The sequence below is a fragment of the Halococcus salifodinae DSM 8989 genome, from assembly GCF_000336935.1.
Classification (GTDB): Archaea; Halobacteriota; Halobacteria; order Halobacteriales; family Halococcaceae; genus Halococcus; species Halococcus salifodinae.
This window is the reverse complement of record NZ_AOME01000024.1, coordinates 24,929-40,446: the sequence shown is the minus strand read 5'-3', so window position 1 is coordinate 40,446 and position 15,518 is coordinate 24,929. Positions and strand designations below refer to the sequence as shown.

Below are 15,518 nucleotides of genomic sequence, written 5' to 3'. Positions count from 1 at the left end.
CTTCAGGAGAATTCGTGCTCGCGTATTGTCCTCAGATCTCCGTTCACCGGTGGAAATGAACCACTCAAGCGTATTGCGGTCTTCCTCAGAGAGTTCAACAAGATATTTTTTCGCACTCATTCCAGTAGTTACGCGCCCAGAGACGATATACCTGTAGATTCTCGGTTGAAGCTACACTCAGCGGTTTTCCTCAGTTCTCGCTCACTGGCCCCGCAGTTAGTCGTCGCCAGCACTACCCCATGCTGCTCGCTGCTCCACTCGGCCGGACCCCCAGTTCATCGTCGCCAGTCATCGTCAATATCGGCTCAGTCACTCGCCACCTGACATCCCCTGCTGGCAGTCATCACAGCCGGACATCCACCACAATACTGTCACATCACCTTTGGTATATATCCGGCAGTTCTCAGCACTCATCTCACCCCTCACCTGCTGGTCCACTCGCTGGACATCCAGGGCTTGCTCAGTCAGCACCACACCCGCCACTCGGCCGGGCATGGCTACGGGGCTTCTGCCAGCACCGCCACCGCGGCGGCACCCGCTCACTCGGACCCCCAACCAGCTATACTCTCTAACCGGGGGAAGGGGTCCCCCCATGCGGGTAGGTCGGTGTCTTCAATATGATCATATCGTCATCTATTAGGATAAGCAAATATAAGATAATATAGGCCTATGAGTAGCGGACCATTCAGCGCAGAGACGGACGGCAAAGAGTTGGATTTTGAAACAATCGGGGAAGCACTTGGGGAGCCACGGGAAGAGTTACTCATCGCGTTTTTGGAAACTGACCGGGAGGTGTTGAGCACGGCAGATTTGCGCGATCATACATCTGTCTCTCGTGGTAGTATCATACACCATTTAGATCGGTTAGAGCAGTGGGGACTCGTCGCAGAACAAGATGAGCGGGAATATCATCACGGCGGTGGACCCACTGCTCGGACGTGGACGTTGACCTCACGGGGAAGATCGTTTTGCGACGAGGTAGTCTCAACACCAGCCCGTGTATTCGTCTCCCCGGACGACGTTGCAGTGCTTGAACAGCGGGTTGACTCAATCGAGACTGAGATTGAGGAAATAAAAGACGCCCACAACGAGATGGCTGATTTCGTTGAAGATCTCGCTCAACAGTTGGACTCTGACTGATTAGCTGAGACGGGAGATGTTATCCGCTTCTGGATCATCGTGAGAGCCCTGAGTTTCTTCCTCGTTGGTTTCGTTCTGGCTAACACCGTCGGTCTTGTCGGTGTTTGCTACTTCTGCTGTGTCAGAACCACCATCTGACACCGTTGGCTCTTTCCCTGCCGTATCCGCTGGACTGGACGGCTCAACCGCCTGTTCATCGCTGCCATCGCCGTGGCACACTTGTAAGATCATCTCTGAGAGCGGTTGGTTCTCCTCGTCCGGTCGGTAGAGTTCGAGATCAGCAGACGAGAGCGGTATCTTCTCGCCGTCCTCGTCACGTTCGGATTCGGGAACGGTGATGATGTCCCACTCGACGGCGTTCGGATCGCCACCGTCGAACTCGTATTCGGGGATGGCCGGCGGCTTGATCGTCCGGTCGCCACCGGAAGGATAGGCGCTGGCGTCGGTGAAGATGTCCGCTGCCGTGTTGAAGCGTGCGTGCTCGGTGCCGTCGTTGTCACGGAGGATGTACTGGCCGGTCTGCTCGTCGTACACCCACACGTTGTCGGACGCACCGGGGCGGGTGATCTGCTGGCCGTCAATGCTGAGACTGTTCGTGAACGTGTAGAAGCGCTGCTCGCCCTCAATAGAATGACCATCCCGGTAACATGGTTCCTCGCCGGCCACCGTATCATAGATCGCTTCTGCGTCCCCCGGCCGGCAGATGAACAGGCACCGATGGCCCTCGTTGTGCGCTTGTGCAAGGTTCGAGATCGTCTGCGAGGGCTGTGTTTGACCTGTCGAGTGCTCGGATTCGATGAACGCATCCTGCGTCCCGGCCAGCCGGTCGAGAACCGCGTGCTCGTCGCGATAGTTGTTGACCCGCGTGGCTACCCGATCGTGGTCGTCGACGTCGAGATCATCCAGATACAGCGCGTCGTCGAGCTTGGCGAGACCGTCGGGCATGGCTCCACCCGTCTGCTCGGGGATGTCGAAGACGAAGCCCAACTGTGTGAACGGTACGTAGGCGTCGGCCATCTGCTCCCAGTGCTCTTTCCCGCCGTCGTTTTCCTTGTGGCCGATGTTCATGAAGCCCGTATCGAGCGCCTTCACCTCGGTCTGGGCGTCCTCACCCTCCTCGATAACGTTCTCGCGGTCGGCGAGGTAGGCATCCGAGATTTCTTGGAAAACCTCGCGCCATGCCTGTCCGACACTGTTGATCTCCTCGCCGCCGGGGAGATACCGGCGTAGGCGGCCGAGGCAGTCCTCGACGGCAACGAAGCCGCCGGGATCGCCCTGCCGCACCGACTCGTCGTATATGACTTTCAGCGCGCGATTACGCACGCGCTTGTCCTCCATGTCGAGCTCGTCGGGCAGCGCTGCATCGGCGTCGATCGTGCCAGTGCCGCCGGTCGCATCGATCAGCATCTCGTCTTTGATGTCGCTGTTCGAACGGACGGGCTGGCCGTAGCGTTCCTGTGACTCAGCGATCAACGTGTTGGTCTCGGCGTCAGAACGCACTTTCCCGTCGGAGAGCGATTCCGGCGCTGGCGGCAACGTCTGGACCTTGTAGGAGTCGGTCTTGTCGTCCTGATCGTCGTGAGTCCGCATGTAGATGCGAAACTTCGACAGCTCCTCGATGTCCTCGCCGTCGATGCTTTTCGAGTGCTGGTGGGCGATGTCTTTGGCGTCCTCGGGGTCGCCGGGGTCGAAGGTGAGGAACGTCTTGCAGTTGCCGCGGATCGCTTTCTGAATGCTCTCGGGGATACCCACGTCGTCACCACCACCCGTGTCGAGGTTCTGGGCGGCGAACGTCAGCGAGAGACCGAACGCACGGGCCTCTCGCAGGATATTGTGGATGTTCGACTTCTCGCTCACGACTTTATCGAACTCGTCGCAGACGACGTAGAACTGCGGCGGGTCGGGGTGATCGTCGCGGTTGGTCTGCTCGCGGATCGATACCCACAATCGTCGCAGGAGTGCCGTCGTGATGAGTCGCTTCGGCGTGTCCGCGCCCGAACTGTTCCGCACGACCACGATCTTCCCCTCGCGCACGATGTCGTCGATCGAGATCGTTGTGGAGGGGTGGCTCGCGACCGAGCGGATGGTACTCGAAAAGATCCACTCCCAGAGCCGCCGGAATAGCGGTTCGAGGTCATCCTGCGAGTATTCGGCGATGACGTGGGTGGCCTGTTGAATCCACTCGATGCGTTCCTCGCCCATCATCTCGTGGATGCGCTGGCGGCCTTCCTCGTCGGCGAGCAGGAACGCCATATCCAGCATCGTCACGGTCTCGTCGGTACGCACCTGATACTCGGCGAGACCACGGACGACCGCGCGGGTAATCCCGCTCATACGCGCTCCCCAACTGCTGCCGTCACCGGACTGGGCCAGCAGCGCCTCGAAATCGTCTGCGAGAGCGCTCACGGCACTATCGAAGGCTTGACTCTCGGGATCGGGGTCTTCGAGCGGGATTTCGAGAAAGTTGAAGCCGACCTCGTACTCGGCATCGGCACCGATATCGATGAATACGAGGTCGTCTTCGCGGTGGTCGGGCAACAGTCGAACGATGTCTTTGGCATCCTGTCCCTTCGGATCGAAGAACAGGCCGCCGTGGCCGCGCTGCATCACCTGATAGAAGAAGTTGGTGAGCAGCGTGGTTTTCCCGACACCAGTCGAGCCACCGACGAACTGGTGAACGTTCAGGATGTCGGGCTTGACGCCGGCTTCGACCTCGCTCCGCATCCCGTAGCCGTACCAGTAGGGTTGGGTCGGGTCGGTCGTCGACAGCAGCGCGCGCTGGCGCTCGGTAAGCGAGGCCGTCGCCCTGTCGAGGCCCGCTTCGTCCCAGTCAAACCGGGGTGTGCGTGGTGGAACACCCTGTCCAGCGGCGGACATCGAGTGGTCGAACTGCTGGAGCGCGAGATCGGTCGGGATTTTACAGACGCCGGTAAGCGTATCCACGGGGAAGGTCATTTTGCGGTCGGTGTATTCCCGGCTCGCGGCGTGCTGGAGCATCCGGTGGAGCTTCTTGCCGGAGGGGTTGACCGGGACGAAGCCCTGCTGGAAGCGCGAGTCGTAGAAGTTGCGGAACATCCCCGCGGTATCCTGCACGCGCTTCTGTGCTTCCTCGCGATCGTCGCTGACGGCGATGATACGGATGCAGAGGTGATAGCCACGCATCCCGCGCTGCTGATCGAGCAACTGGGCGACGTCCGACCGGCTGGCGGTCGGCTCCTCGCCGCTCCCGCCGGTGAAGCGGTTGCCGTTCTCCTCACGCTCGCGTCGACGACTGCGTTCCTCACGGCTACGTTGTTTTTCAGTCATGGCGGCCTGCTGGATGGGTTCGGTGATGGCCTTGCCGACCTCACCCCAGTTCATCGAGCTCCCGCCGTCCTTGCCAGTCACCGAATCGATCGTCTGGTCGATCCCGTACCACCAGTTGTTGCGGTCCCATTTGGCGGTGGAGACGGCGGGCTTGATGACTGACTGCACGAGCACGTCACAATCGGGGCGGTGGGCCGCGCCGACCATCTCGCGGGCGATCGAGCGGAACGGGCCGATCTCGAAGTGGTCGGGATCGAGTCGGAAGTTCCTGATCGGGCGCAGGCGCTCGAACTCGTCGCGCTGGCGGAGTTGCAGCGTCGTGCCGGACACGTACTGGCCGGGCTGAACCTCAAGAAACGCGGGGTCCACCTCTCGCGTGTCGCTATCGCCGTAATGCGATTGCACTTGGCGGTCGACGAGTTCGAAGCGTTCTTCGGATTTCGTCGCAACGCGGGACTGCAAGAGTTCGGTTTCAGCGCCGTAGTGGAGCTCGAAAGCGAGCGATTCGGACTTGTTTCGCATCCCGAACATCCCGGTGTCGGGATCGTGGAGCGCGGTGAGCAGCTTCATGCCGCGTTCGAGGCCGTTCTCAGTGTTTTTGTACGGGCGAACGGTCTGGAGGCGCGCGTCACGCGAGCGGTCGTAGAGGTCGGTCGCAAGCGTGTCGTCGGCCTCGATGACCGACGGCTCGGAATCACCGCTGAGGAACGAGGTCAGACCCATTAGCTGTCACCCCCTGTGGTTCCGTCCTCGTGGTCGGCTTTCGGGTCGAACCACTCGGGGGCGCTCTCGGCATGGGCGGCCGCCGCTAGCTCGATGAGACAGTCGATTTTCCCGGTGCCTGTGCGTCCGGCGACGAAGCGGTGAGCGGACGCTTCATCTTGTGCGAATAGGTCGTTGTCGGGCGTTCCGTTGGGAGTATCGTCAGTCATGGTTCGGTTTCGGTTGTCTCGGTTGTTTCGTGGCCGATACTGCTCTCATCGGCGGATTCATCGCTCTCGAAGCCGGGGCTTGTCTCGTCGGAGCCGTCCTCGACGGGGCTGTGTGAGGCCGCATCGACCGCTTCATCGGTGCCGGCACTGGCCTCGTCGAAAGCAACGGAAACGGTGGAGGTGCCACTGAGCGCGATGATCTCGGCGGCGGCCTCTCGATAGGCTTGTTTGGCGATGTACACCACGTCGCGGTGGGCGAGACCGTACACGCGGAGCATCGCGTAGGGCACGGCAACCGGAAGCGCAAGCGCGACGATCACGGTGACGGCGAGGTGCAACTGCCACGGGGCCGAGAGTATCGCCGTTGCCGCTGTGAGCGAGAGAACGGCGGCGGCTGTGAGCATTCCAACGGCCGCCACGCCGAACAGTCGGGCCGCACGCCGGAGCGCACGGCGTGTTTCGGCGTTCAACACTCGGTCGCGCTCCCGATTGGTGAGGCTGTCTGAATCGCTGTCGAACACCGCTACTCACCTCCAGTTCTGGCTCCTATGAGTCGCGGAAGCCACTGCTGGCGCATCCTCTCTACCCAGTCGGTGAGCCAGAGTACGAGCACCGCTGCACCGAACAAGACGGCAACTGCGCCACAGAGCGCCGCGACAGTCATCCCGAGACGCGGGACCACAGCCGGTGCAGGGCCGTACAGGTAGAGGTACGTCTGTGCGAACGCATAAGCGAAGAACGCCCGGCCAAACGCCCAAGCGGATAGATGGCGGTACTTCTGCCGAGCGTGGAATCGGGTGAGCACTGCGGTCATCTCACTCACCATCTCCCGTAGCGTCGGCTTCTGCTCGCCCCGAGTCATCGAGCAGGGCGCTCGCACTCCCGCTGATCGTCTCGGCACGAGCAGCGCCGATGCCCTCGGCGTCGGTTAGACCGTTCTCGCTGGCGGCTGCCACGTCCTCGACGGTCTCGAAGCCGGCCTCGCGGAGCACGTCGGCACGGTCGCTGCCGACTTCCTGGATGTCCGTGAGCGCGGGCTGGCTGGCGTCGTTGTCCTCGGGCGAGTGCTCGGCTGCATCGGCGCTCTCATCGCCGTCGGGAGTATCCGAAGGCTGCGCTCCCTCGGGCTGGTGTCCGCCGTTCTCGGCGTTTTCTTCACCACTCTCCGCGTCGGCGGCGGCTTCTCGTTTATCCGTTGCTTCCGGTGATTCAACGACCGATGGCGACCGGTCGAGAGTTTTGGCGGCCTGTCGACGGAGGAACGCGGCTTTGGTCACGTCGAGGCCCTCGATCTCCGCGAGCGCGGCGTTGTCGGCCTCGAAGAAATCCTCGACACTCTCGTAGCCCGCTGTTCGAAGATCGCTGGCCATTCGGGCGGTGATGGTACCGTGAATGTCGGTCAATTCCAGGTCTTCGACCACTTCACTCTCGTCTTGGTCGTTGCGCCCGACAGCATCACTCACCGAGTCTTTCAGGCGACTAGCGAACCCATCCGACTGCTGCCCGTCGTCCGACTCGCTGGCTTCATCCTCGCCGTCGGTGCTCTCGCTCGCGGAGTGAGCACTGTCGGCACCGTTGCCGGGCATGGTATCAACGTCGGAAACGTCGGTCGTGACCGTGCGCCCGTCGGCGAGCTCAGTTGCCGACTGCTCTTCGTCACTCTCAGTCGGCATCGACCACGACCACTCGGTGACATCGCGGCCAGTGCGGTCGGTGTACCCATCGAGGAACGCGAGTGGGTCTGGCCCGTGATCTGTCGGGTCGTACTGATTCATCGCGAACTCTCGGGGATTGAGCTTGTCCGAGAAGTTCACGTCCAGCCGATAACTGCCCTTCTTCTGGGTCTGCAACAGCGCTTGGGCAGTCGGATCGCCCGTGGAAGCGTCGTCGATATACTGGCGTTCGGATTCGCTCATGTCGAACTCGCCGGCCCAGTCGTCGTCCATCTCTTCGAGGTAGTGCCAGATTTTGACCGACATGAGATTCGTCAGAGTGCTCGCGGTCTCAGTCAACTGCTGGCCGCTGCCGTCGTCGCTCTCGGTGAAGAATTCCTCGACCGACTGGGTGGCTGTTATCATCGAAAGATCCGAATGCCGCGAGTGGCGGTAGCCCTGTTTCAGCGTCTCCAGCGACGACGAGTTGTGTAGCATATAGTGAAACTCGTCCATTGCGAGCGCCATCGGTTCGTCAACCTTCTTGGCCTGTTCGAGAACTGCTGTGAGCAGCGGTCCCATCATCAGGCCGGCAGTGGTCTCGGACTCGTAGTTCTGCAAGTCGAGATACAGCACGTCGATGCTCTGGAGGTCGATGTCGGTCGATTTCGAGAGGTGGGCGAACTCGCCGTCTTCGCGGAGCGCGCCGATGTCGTTCTGATAGATGTCGTTGGCGGTCTTTTGGAGTTCGTCTTTCGAGAGGTCAACATCTTCGAGTTCGTCTTCGACGTGTTTCTCGGGGTTACGAATCATCTCCAAGAAGATCGGGAACACGTCGTCGGCGAACGTCGGGCTCTCGTGGTGGTGGGTTTCGGGGTTGTTGGTGATGCCGCGTCCCCGGTACGCCTTCTGGATGGCCTTCCGCCACGTCCCCTGTTTGTTCTCGAAGGGGATGCCCTGATAATCGTAGAAGCTCCGCACGAAGTCCATCGCCCGCCGGATCGCGTTGCGATAGGGCGCTTCCTCGCCGATCTCCTCCAGTTTCTCGACCGACGTCTCCTCGATCTGGAGCGGGTTGATCCCGGTATCCGACCCGATCACCACGCGGTCGCCGTCGAACAGCCACGTGAAGCCAGCGAACTCCTCTTTCGGGTCGATGATGACCACGGGCATATCGGAATTTTTCATTTTCAGCCGGGAGAGCAGCCGCGTGACCGTCGTGGTCTTTCCGCTGCCGATAGTGCCCCAGACGCCGACGTTGAAGCCCGTCTCGCGGTTCTGGAGATCGAGCACGATCGGGTCGCCCGTGTCCTCGTTGATGCCGAGTTCGATCCCGCCGGGTTCGATGAGGTTCCGCGCAGTCCACGGAATGAGCCGCGAGAGACCGTCGCCGGTCATCTTCGTCTTGCCGCCCATGAAGTCCTTACACGCGGGCGCGGCGGTCTGATAACCGAGTTGGGAGTGGTATTTCAGCGGCTTGGCATCCGCCGAAACGTCCTGCATCCGTGAGCGGATCTGCTTGATCGCCGTATCGAGCGTGTCCGGGTCCGGGGCTCGCACCTCAATGTACGTGTGGGAGGTGTAGAGGCCGTATTCCGACGCAGATACCGTGTTCTGCGTGCGCTTCACATCGGCGTACTCCTCGACGGCTTCCTCGACGAAGTAATCGGGTATCCACTTGTTTTTGGCGAGGTTCTTGACACGTCCTTTGAGCGAGTCGGCCGCTCCTGCGAGGTTCCGGTCGGCTTCGCGCTCGTCTTCCCCGGTGAGATGCGTCGAGAGCGTCACATCGACTTTCGGCATCGAGAACGACACGATGCGATCAAAGAAGCCGTGAGCGGGGATCGCGGGCCAGTCGCGGATTTCGAGCGTCTGGGTGTAGTAGTCGCCGTCGATCTCGCCGTACTCGCCGCTCACTTCATCACCGTCGGTGTGTCGCTTGTACGAATCGGGCGCGAGAGCGGTTTTGTACCGCCACGCAAGTTCTTCGTCGTTGGCTGCGAGGCCCACGAGCACGTTTTCGTTCAACTCGCCTACTGCCTGTTCATCGGTGTTAGCGGCGTTGCTCATGAAGAATCGCCTCGCTGGTCGCTGTCGGTTGTCTGGTCGGGCTGTTCTGGTTCGCTCTCGCTGGCTGCTCCGCCGTCGGTAGCGTGAACGCTCGTTGGCGATGGCGACGGAGACGAACCAGCACGGTCGCGGTTGGTGATGTGCTGGTAGCCCACGTCGTGTTCGGGGTCGCCGGCTTCCTCGTCGCCCGGAACTGGCGAGCCACGAATCGTCTGCGTGAATTCCTCGTGAGCCCGGACGTTCGTACCTCGATAGTAGTCCGCGATGACCTCCGAGAACTCCTCGGACGGCAGCGTGGTGGGCGTGAGGCCGTCGATACGACGCAGCTCTCGTTCGAGATCGTCCGCACGGCGTTCGAGCTTGCTGATGAGCGTAGCGGTATGCTCCTCGGAGCCGGACTGTTGGTAGAGGCGGTATTGCTCGACGAACCACCGGAAGCCGGGCACGCTACCGAGACCGCCGGCTTCCGAGGAACGGTCGATCACGGCCTCGCCGGGGTCAACGCTGACGATGATGTAGTGTTCTCGAATGCGCTTGGTGTCCTCGTAGAGGTTGATCCCGGCGGCGCGCTCGTTGGCGATGTCGGCGAGAATTTGCTGCCGTATCGCATCTACGGCCATCTCCTCACCCTCGGCACTGGTGAGGCGATCTGCCTGCGCCTGATACTCGCGGCCGCGATCTTTCCATTCCGAACGTCGACGCTCGAAGTTCGCCACGCGAGTCGGCGAAATCCACTGGGCGTCGTAATCGACAGTGCCTTCGAGCGCGTTGGCGACAGCTCTCTCAGCCTTCTCTTTAGCGTCGGTGGATTCCAGGCGGAGCGGTATCGCCCGCACGCGGATGCCAGCGATGAGCGTTCCATCGTCAAGCTCGATGGCGTACTCGTCGCGGTAGGGCTTCTTGTGCGCGACGAGTTCCTGCGTCGGCTTGTAATCGCCCGCACCGATGATCGGCCAGTCGCGGACGAGTGGGAGGCGTGCGAACCGGCCGAGCAGCGAGTCGTTTTTCGGCTGTTCGAGTCGGCTTTCTTCGGGTGCGCTGTCGTGAATCATCTCTTGCTGGTGAGCGTGTCTGGAAACGATCGCCTCGAAGTAATCGCGGGCGGACATGTCGCCCGGCGAGGCGACCGTCGCGAGAATGCCCAGCCCGGCGAGCAGGACCGTCGCGATGAATCCGTAGAGTTGGTTTTGGCCGGTCAGATAGCTCGCCGAGACCCGGAACATGACCATCGCCGGGATGAGCATGAAGAACAGCCAGACCTTCGAGTAGCCCCAAATCGTAGGGTTCTCCGAATAGTCAGCGAGGATCTTGCGCTCGCTGTCGTCGTCGCTAACGGTCTCGTGGATGTCGTTGATGAGTTCGCGTGGGTTCTGTCTCATGATTGGCTGGCGAGTTTTTCATCCATCGTCATCCGCTGGGGATGGTCCTCGAAGTACGATTCCTTCATCGCCGAGGGGTTCATCGGGTCCTGATGCTCGGCCTGTTCGAGATCGCGGACTTGCCCGGCGGTCGTAGCCGACCCGCCTGTAGGGTCGATGTTCTCGACCTGCTCGGGGGCGAGTTCGCCCGAACTCGGGATGCCCGTCGTTCCGCCGTCGGTACTGACCTCGACGGCCTGCTCGGTGCGGCTGCCGGGACTGGTATCGGCGGTCGCGGTGCCCGTGCTCGCCGAATCGTCACCATCCCATCCGAGCTTGTCTTTGGCCGTGCTGGCGCGATCTGCGGCACCAGCGGCGGCGGATTTCCCGACGCTGGCGGCTTTGCCCGGCACTTGCAGGAACGTGTATGTCGTGATCGTCGGGATGCTCACCGCGAACAGGAACAACGCGACCAGAACGAGCATCGCCACCACACCGTCGCTGGTCGTGAAACTGACGATGGCTGCGGCTTTCAGCAGTATCGCCATCGGAATCACCATCGTCAGGACATTCACATACTGCCAGATGACGACGCTCGCGAAGCTTTTGAGCCGCCGCCACGGTGAGACGTACAGCAGCAACAGCAGGGCTGGGAAGACATACGGGAAGAAATACTGGAGTGCGACCTTCCGCAAGCCGAGCTCGACACCCAGACTGAACACGCTCGCCAGTATCCCGCCTGCACCGATGAAGTACGCACCGATGGCTCCGGCGCTGAGTTTCGTGACGTTGGTTGCGAGAGCCTCCATCGCCTGCTCGGAGGGCCGCAACCACACCGTGATGCCATCGACGGCCCCATGCATGAGCGTGACCGCTGCCCACGCCGAGACGTACAACAGCAGAAACGAGACGAACTTGATCGCCAGATCGAGCGCGCGAAAGCGCGACATGAGCGGGTTCACGACCAACGAAATGCCCATGACGATCACCGCCGTCCCCAGCAGGTAGTTCAACACCGGGTAGAGCTTGCCTTTGAGCAACTGCTCGTAGAGTGACTGGAACGGCTCGTTGGTCGGCGTGCCGAGAACTCCCTGCCAGCCATCATTCTGCGGGACGGGTGTCGAGAAGGCGAGTCCGTAGACCTTCTTGAGAATGCCCGCCGCGCCCTCGCGCATCGAATCGGCAAACGATTCGAGTTTCTGATCCAGCAGCCCCGGAATGTCGATGTCGATCTTTGGGATCGGATTGTGCTTCTCGCGCTCACCGACGTACTCCATGACGATCTGGCGGCGCTGTTCTTTCAGTCCAGTGCTGCCGAGGTTCCCCGCGCCGCTGGCGTTCGCAAACAGCTGTTCGAGGTTAGTGAACTTCGAGTTGATCTGCTGTTGGCTGAGGTTGCCCTGCGTGACCGACAGCAGGATGTCGTTCGCCCGCGATTTGTTTTCCTGCGAGAGTTGGTTGTAGCCGAGATTTTTCGACGTGAACTCGCTGATGATGCGGTTGACCGACTCGTTCGACGTGGGGCCTCCCTCACTCCCATTCCCGGCTGTTCCGTTCTCGGCCGTCCCGTTGGCACTTTCGTTCGTGCTGTTCCCGCCTCCACCTCCGCCTCCGCCGCCGTTGTTCGCTGCGGCGACCGGCGCGGGGAACGGCCCGCCACCGGAGGCTTGCTTGATGGTGTTGATGACGTACTGCGGGCGCTGTTTGATCGTATCCGTGAGGCGGGTGCCTGAAAGCGATGTGTCGACATTCTGCTTGAACGCGCGTGCGAGGATGTCAACCTTATCGGGGTTCTTCCGGGCCGCCTCCTGAGCAGCACCCTTACTTTCCATACCCATCACTTTGCTGATCCAGTTGCGGAACTCCTGTTTCGTGATGGAATCACCGCCTCCGTCCTGTTCGCTGCCGTTCTGTTGGGCAGCGACGGGTGGAGCAGCGATGGCTCCAGCTATCGTGCTCACAAACAGAGCGGCAACGAGGGCGATGGTGACTGTACGACCGAATCTCCCGTCCTGATCGGTTGAAAATGGTGACACGTGCATAATCGGGAGCGAAAGCGCCGCTGAATCACCCGCTACTGTTGCCGCCACCGCCACTGGTACACTGAGCATCGAGGTTGATGCCCGTGCTCTGGTCAGCGAGATCAACCACCGCCGGCCCGAGGACGAGGAAGAGCACGCCGACGATGACGCTGCCGATGAGTGCGTTCCCCCAACTGTTCGTCCCACGCATGGGGATCATTTTGAGCACGCCAGCGACGATCACCATCGAGACGATGATCGTCCCCGCTCCCTGGGTGATGAGCGAGTGAATCTTGCTCAGAAACGACAGCGGGCCGCTACTACAGCTGACCTGCGCGGCTGCGGGACCGATGAAAGCCATCATCAGCCCCACCGAGAGCAGCGACATTCGCCGTTTGCGGGTACTCGTTGCCTTCTCACCGAGGCGTTCGAGGCCGACAAACGACCAACTGGCGAGCGTCGCGTGGACTGGAGCTGTCCGATAGGCTCCCTGCTTGAGCGATGCAACCTGATCCTGAACATCTGCGAGCGTAACTGACATGGGCAATTTTGGGCATCTTCGTGTGTATGATGCCGATGTGACCTCTCACCTCTACATAAAGGTAAAAATAGAGCGGGCATATCATTTAATCTGCACAAAATATTCACACTAAACCGGACGCCAAAATAACAGAAGAATTCTACAAATAAATCACATGGCCGCTCTATTTACTCCTATATGCAGCAGGGAACGGGGGTATGGGCGATACTGATACCCCGACTGGAACTGACATCACACCACTGGTCGAGTCGAAGGAAATCAGCGAGATATTCCGCAATCCCTCTTCTGCTCAAGAGGCGCTGCTTTCGGTCTTCGATCTCCAAGAATCACACGTCCGCGCGTATATTGCGGTGGTCGAACATCCCGACAGTAAGATCGACCGTATCGCTGAGGTCGTTGATCGCCACCGTCGGTATGTTGCGAAATCGCTTCGCGCGTTGCATGATGCCGGTCTCGTCGAACGCGAGGAACGCACGTTCGAGACGGGCAGCATCGGTCTCGTCTATTCACCGCTCCCACCCGAAGAGGTCGAATCACGCTTCCAGAACGAACTCCGAGACTGGCTGATCGACGCACAGACTGAAATCAGGAAGATCGACCGGCGTATCGAGGTCGACAGCGACTCGTTGTGCTGCGATCACGGGGATGAGAACTGAGCATGAACAGACAAGGCCATACTGGCATGACTCTGCTGGCGTTCGCACCGCTGGCATACGTGCTCGCGGGCGATGGGAAGCTTCTGCTCGCCGGAGTCTGCTGGCTCGGGATTCAAGCCGTCGAACCGCTGCCCGACCGCGACTTTCACCTGCCGGTACTGAACCATCGCGGCGTGAGTCATTCGCTGCTCTCGGTGCTCGTCGTCGGGGGCGTGTTCGGCGCGGCCGGCTGGCTCCTCGGTGGGACCGGGTTCGATCTGCTGTATAGCCTGCTCTCGGTGCTCGTGGATCGACCTCCCGCCCGACGGGTCACAGCCAACGTCTTTCACCGCATCGAGCACGCGGTCGAAGCTCGGCGACGTGGGCGATNCAGGGAGCGGGGACGATCATCGTCTCGATGGTGATCGTCGCTGGCGTGCTCAAAATGATCCCGAACCTTCCGCCGGCCGAGATCGTCACGACGCTCCAGCAGCAGGCCCGCGGAAACGTGAGCCGATGGGGGTTCGCGCTGTTCGGGTTCACGATCGGTGCCTACGGCGTGCTAGCGCACCTGCTCGGTGACGTGATTACCGTTCGGGGCGTCAAGCCGTTCCTGCCGGTCTCGAACTGGCGGCTCTCTTTGAGCTCGCTGCGAGCGGATAGCCCGACGGCGAATTCTGCGCTGTTCGGTGCTGGCATGGTCGCTATCGCGCTCGTGGTCGTTGCGACCGTTCCTGGTGCGTTTCTCGGTGGGCCGGCGACCCTCTCGCCGGCCGGTGTTGCTGACGCCCAGAGTACGAACCAAACTGCAACCCCGCAGACGAACACGACGAACGCGACCAACGCAACCAACGCGAGCGCTACTGCGACGGTCTCGCTGGCGAATCAGACGATCAACGGCTCGACGGTCACAGTCGGATCGGTAACGCTGTCGGAACCCGGCTTCGTCGTGCTCGATAGCACCGGCCCGGACGAAGAAGGAATTCTGGAAGAGAGTACGATCGCGGTCTCCAAGCGCCTCGACGCGGGCACTCACTGGAACGTCTCGCTGCGCGTCAATCGCAGCCCGCCGGGCGGGGTCGCTAATCGGACGACGCTCAACAGCACCGGCACCTATGAGGCGGTGCTGTACCGGGACAGCAACAACAACAGCCGCTTCGAGTTCATCACCTCCGGGCGGGCCACTGACCGCCCGTTCGTTAACGAATCAGGCTCTCCCGCTCGCCTCGTTTTGGATAGCGGCTATATCACCATTCGTGGGTCGCGCGAAGACCCGAACGCGACACCCACGCCGACCGCGAGTATCCGCTTCGCCGACCAGCGCACGGATGGCGTCGAAGTAACCATCCGATCGGTGACGCTGCCCCAAGGCGGGTTCGTCGTCGTTCACAACCAGAGCTACCTTCGTGGCGGCGATCCGACCCAAACCTCGGTCGGGTACTCTCAGTACCTCTCGGCTGGAACCCACCGGAACGTCTCGATCACGCTGTTACAGCCTGTTCAACGCGACCAAACACTCGTTGCCATCCCCTCTCGGGACACGGACGGCAACAGAAGCTACGATTACGTCCGTACCGACGGATTCCAGGATGTCGGCTACACCGACGGCGGGGAGGTCATCACCGACACGGCGAGCGTAACGATCACCGGCTCGCCGTCCACCTCCGAGGCGGTATCGAGCGCCACGCCGTCGGACACGGCCAGCGAGAGCACTACTGTCGTAACGAGCCAACCCGGAACGAGCGCGCCTGACTCCAGCGGCGGCGGTGTCGGGGCGTGGATTGCCTCGCATCCCCTCGGAGTGGTTGTCGTCGTCCTCGCGGTGATCGTCGTGATACCGTCGCTCTGGAGGCGACTGTAACG

General features: G+C 61.2%; 11 protein-coding genes. 3 read left to right on the top strand and 8 right to left on the bottom strand.

All coding sequences use genetic code 11. From position 1 onward, the window contains the following. The first annotated feature begins 669 nt into the window (after positions 1-669). Positions 670-1,140, top strand: a complete 471-nt coding sequence (locus tag C450_RS04875; protein WP_005040781.1) for an ArsR family transcriptional regulator — start codon at positions 670-672, stop codon at positions 1,138-1,140. Here the strand turns inward: C450_RS04875 and C450_RS04870 are convergent, their stop codons facing one another. The 8 genes from C450_RS04870 to C450_RS04835 form a co-directional block, all read right to left on the bottom strand. Further along, the gene (locus C450_RS04870) at positions 1,141-5,169 is read right to left on the bottom strand and encodes a type IV secretory system conjugative DNA transfer family protein (RefSeq protein ID WP_005040780.1); all 4,029 of its coding nucleotides are present in this window, start codon (positions 5,167-5,169) and stop codon (positions 1,141-1,143) included. Next, the gene (locus C450_RS04865) at positions 5,169-5,378 is read right to left on the bottom strand and encodes a hypothetical protein (protein WP_005040777.1); all 210 of its coding nucleotides are present in this window, start codon (positions 5,376-5,378) and stop codon (positions 5,169-5,171) included. The genes C450_RS04870 and C450_RS04865 overlap by 1 nt, the downstream gene beginning before the upstream one ends. Further along, positions 5,375-5,899 carry a hypothetical protein gene (locus C450_RS04860; RefSeq protein ID WP_005040774.1) on the bottom strand — a complete coding sequence of 175 codons (525 nt, stop codon included), beginning with the start codon at positions 5,897-5,899 and terminating at the stop codon, positions 5,375-5,377. The genes C450_RS04865 and C450_RS04860 overlap by 4 nt, the downstream gene beginning before the upstream one ends. 2 nt (positions 5,900-5,901) lie before the next feature. Next, the gene (locus C450_RS04855) at positions 5,902-6,192 is read right to left on the bottom strand and encodes a hypothetical protein (RefSeq protein ID WP_152424408.1); all 291 of its coding nucleotides are present in this window, start codon (positions 6,190-6,192) and stop codon (positions 5,902-5,904) included. Position 6,193: 1 nt separating this feature from the next. After that, complete coding sequence (locus C450_RS04850; RefSeq protein ID WP_049909852.1) at positions 6,194-9,100, bottom strand: helix-hairpin-helix domain-containing protein; 2,907 nt, start codon at positions 9,098-9,100, stop codon at positions 6,194-6,196. Further along, positions 9,097-10,479 (bottom strand): hypothetical protein, encoded by a 1,383-nt coding sequence (locus C450_RS04845; RefSeq protein WP_049909851.1) that lies wholly within the window; start codon positions 10,477-10,479, stop codon positions 9,097-9,099. Before C450_RS04845 ends, C450_RS04850 begins: the two co-directional genes overlap by 4 nt. Then, positions 10,476-12,419: a hypothetical protein gene (locus C450_RS23165; protein ID WP_152424407.1), complete on the bottom strand. Its 1,944-nt coding sequence runs from the start codon at positions 12,417-12,419 to the stop codon at positions 10,476-10,478. The genes C450_RS04845 and C450_RS23165 overlap by 4 nt, the downstream gene beginning before the upstream one ends. A 106-nt stretch (positions 12,420-12,525) precedes the next feature. Beyond that, positions 12,526-13,020 carry a hypothetical protein gene (locus C450_RS04835; protein ID WP_005040768.1) on the bottom strand — a complete coding sequence of 165 codons (495 nt, stop codon included), beginning with the start codon at positions 13,018-13,020 and terminating at the stop codon, positions 12,526-12,528. A gap of 197 nt (positions 13,021-13,217) precedes the next feature. On the opposite strand from C450_RS04835, the gene C450_RS04830 reads away from it, so the two are divergent. Then, complete coding sequence (locus C450_RS04830) at positions 13,218-13,676, top strand: helix-turn-helix domain-containing protein (RefSeq protein ID WP_005040766.1); 459 nt, start codon at positions 13,218-13,220, stop codon at positions 13,674-13,676. A gap of 397 nt (positions 13,677-14,073) precedes the next feature. Then, entirely contained in the window at positions 14,074-15,516 is a 1,443-nt protein-coding gene (locus C450_RS04820) for a DUF7282 domain-containing protein (protein ID WP_005040761.1), read from the top strand. Positions 15,517-15,518: the final 2 nt, after the last annotated feature.